The organism is Sphingobacterium shayense, from assembly GCF_013179575.1.
GTDB lineage: Bacteria > Bacteroidota > Bacteroidia > Sphingobacteriales > Sphingobacteriaceae > Sphingobacterium > Sphingobacterium shayense.
Window position 1 is genome coordinate 1 of sequence record NZ_JABMCQ010000266.1, and the last position, 3,127, is coordinate 3,127.

Genomic DNA, 3,127 nt, shown 5'->3' on the forward strand with positions numbered 1-3,127 from the left:
GCCGCGATAAATGATGTAGTCTGTATGCCTAAAGTATTTGCAACAGTCAGAATTAAAAGTATATAGAGTGTAAACTTTATAAGTGTGCTTACAAAGCTACGTATAGAAGGGTCTATATTCCTTTTTTCAAAGCGTCGATCAACAAGCGCACGTGTAAATCGGATCAAATAAATCCCTAAAAATAAAATAACCGCCGCTAAAATTAGAGTTGGTACCTTTAAAATCAAAGTGTCGATAAAGTGTTCGATACCCATTTGAATCTTTTCCATACGCGAAAATATAAAAATTACAACGTTCAACCACAGATTTAGCAAGATTTAGGTATCTTTAACACATGTCTTGGATCTATTTGGACAACAATGCGACTACCAAAGTCGATGCTTTGGTATTAGAAGCGATGCTTCCCTATTTACAGGAAAGTTATGGTAACTCGTCTAGTGTACAACACAGATTTGGCCGGGAGGCAAACCAAGCCGTAGAAACTGCACGGGATAGGATCGCTGCTTCGTTGCGAGTGAAATCCAGTGAATTGTTTTTCAATTCAGGTGCAACCGAAAGCATCAATACAGTCCTCCGGGGTATTGCCCATGCTTATAAGCGGAAAGGTCAACATATCATAACATGTAAAACCGAGCATAAAGCTGTAATATCGACCTGCGAAAATTTAGAAAAGCAGGGCATTGACATTACGTATTTAGGTGTCGACCAGAACGGTTGTATTGATTTAGAGGAATTGACTACAACCATCCGGAATGACACAATTCTCGTGTGCATCATGGCTGCAAATAACGAAACAGGAGTTCTACACCCTATTAAAGAAATTGCACAAATATGTAATCAAAAAGATGTACTTTATTTCTGTGACGCAACACAGCTTATTGGAAAACGAGAGATTGATCTAGAGCAACTTCCCATCGACATCCTAACATTTAGTGCACATAAAATACACGGTCCAAAAGGAATTGGTGTCTTATATATTCGTCGAAAAAGCAAACCAACTCAAATCCCAGCCTTGATTTCGGGCGGAAATCAAGAACATGCTCGCCGAGCAGGAACATTAAACGTACCTGCAATTGTAGGTTGTGGAAAGGCCATCGAGATACTCGAAACCTACCCGCAGATCGCAAAATATCGTGACCTCCTAGAAAATCAAATACATTCGAAGGTTCCGGAAATTATTATTCATAGTAACAATGTTCCACGCCTAGATAATACAAGCTATATCGCCTTTCGTTATGTGAAATCCTCAGAAATCATGACCGCAACACCTGAACTAGCTCTTTCCTCGGGTTCTGCTTGCGCTACAGGGTTATCAGACCCTTCTCACGTCCTAAAGGCCATGGGAGTAGATGACAGAGATGTTTATAGCAGTATCCGTTTTAGTTTAAGTAAATTCACACAGAAACAGGATATCGAGAATGCTGCAGAACTTATTATAAAGGCGGTGGAGAAAATACGGAAACAGTCTCCGATTTGGCAGTTATTTAAAGATAATCTACTGTATTAATTTTGACATTATCTAAACCGTTTTAAATTGCAAGAGCAACAAAGAATACCGTTCTTTGTAAAAGATTTAATTAGGAAATATGGACCCGATTGTAACAATTACAGATAAAGCGAAGGCACGCATCGATCAGATTATGCGCGATGAGAAATATGATGAAAACTATTTTGTCCGTGTTGCGGTTGAAAGTGGTGGCTGCTCTGGATTATCCTATAAGCTCAACTTCGACAACCTTGAACAAAAAGGTGATCAATTTTGTGAAGATAAAGGCATAAAAATATGTTTAGATCTCAAATCGTACCTATACTTAGCAGGAACCGAACTTGATTACTCGGATGGTCTAAACGGTAAAGGATTTGAATTTCACAACCCAAATGCCGCGCGAACGTGTGCTTGTGGGGAAAGTTTTTCAGTATAGAATTAAAAAACAATGTTTTATAAAGAAAAGGGGTGTGAAAACACCCCTTTTTCAGTAAAATTTTTAAAATACCCGCTTTATACTTAATAATTTCATTACTTTTGCTGCTTTAATTTATAAATATAACAATACACCTCTAGCTATGGAGCGTGGTGTTTGAGGGTATACAATTATATGGGACGTAACTTATTAAAAACTGAACAAGCGATAACGTTTGTAAAGGAAACTTTTTCACGAAAGCTGATCCAGGCGTTAAACCTAATACCGGTTTCTTCACCGCTAGTCGTTTTAGACGGGACAGGTATAAACGATGATTTAAATGGAATTGAAAGACCAGTAAGTTTTCCTATTAAATCACTCAATGAACAACGCGCGGTTGTGGTACACTCCTTGGCGAAATGGAAACGAGTACGCCTTAAGGAACTGGAAATTGAAGAAGGCGAAGGAATCATTACAGACATGCGTGCTCTACGTCCGGATGAAGACTATAGCCCTATCCATTCAATTTATGTCGATCAATGGGACTGGGAAAAACGAATTAACGAAGACCAACGTTCTTATAGTTACCTAAAGCAATCTGTCTTAGAAATTTACAATGCTTTATATGAAACCGAGCGCGAAGTTGAAAATCAGTATCCCGAAAAAAAGGCTATACTACCGAAAAACATCCATTTTATCTCGTCCGAAGAACTTTTAAATACCTACCCTTCCTCTACCCCAAAAGAGCGCGAGAACCTAATCGCCAAAGAATACGGCGCGGTTTTTATATACGGAATTGGCGGTGAGCTAAGTAACGGTTTCTCTCACGACGGCAGAGCGGCGGATTATGACGATTGGAGCAGTGCAAATGAGAATGGATATAAAGGACTCAATGGCGATATATTAGTGTGGAATCCACAATTACACACGGCTTTCGAGCTGTCTTCCATGGGGGTTAGAGTAAATAAAAGCGCATTGATGTATCAGCTGGAGATAAGAAACAGCTTGGATCGTGCCAAATTACCGTTTCACAGTCTATTACTGAGCGACCAACTACCACAATCTATTGGCGGCGGTATCGGTCAATCTCGCGTTTGCATGTTTATGTTAAAAAAAGCACACATTGGAGAAGTACAAGTAAGTATCTGGGACGACCAACAGCGCCAGGTGCTCGCCCATCAAAATGTTAACCTCCTGTAAGAGTCGACAAAAAAAGAAAACAAAAT

General features: G+C 39.4%; 4 protein-coding genes. 3 read left to right on the forward strand and 1 reads right to left on the reverse strand.

What is annotated here, in order from left to right; translation table 11 throughout:
- Nucleotides 1–269: mechanosensitive ion channel family protein (locus tag HP439_RS18445; protein WP_425501388.1), on the reverse strand; the 269-nt coding region annotated here is incomplete at its 3' end.
- A gap of 65 nt (nt 270–334) precedes the next feature.
- On the opposite strand from HP439_RS18445, the gene HP439_RS18450 reads away from it, so the two are divergent.
- The 3 genes from HP439_RS18450 to asnA all read left to right on the forward strand — a co-directional run bounded on the left by HP439_RS18450 (nt 335) and on the right by asnA (nt 3,101).
- Nucleotides 335–1,507, forward strand: a complete 1,173-nt coding sequence (locus HP439_RS18450) for a cysteine desulfurase family protein (RefSeq protein ID WP_172391798.1) — start codon at nt 335–337, stop codon at nt 1,505–1,507.
- 88 nt (nt 1,508–1,595) lie between these two features.
- A complete protein-coding gene (locus HP439_RS18455; RefSeq protein ID WP_172391800.1) occupies nt 1,596–1,922 on the forward strand; it encodes an iron-sulfur cluster assembly accessory protein in 327 nt (108 codons plus the stop codon).
- A 174-nt stretch (nt 1,923–2,096) separates the two neighbouring features.
- Nucleotides 2,097–3,101 (forward strand): aspartate--ammonia ligase, encoded by a 1,005-nt coding sequence (gene asnA / locus HP439_RS18460; protein WP_172391799.1) that lies wholly within the window; start codon nt 2,097–2,099, stop codon nt 3,099–3,101.
- Nucleotides 3,102–3,127 lie beyond the last annotated feature (26 nt).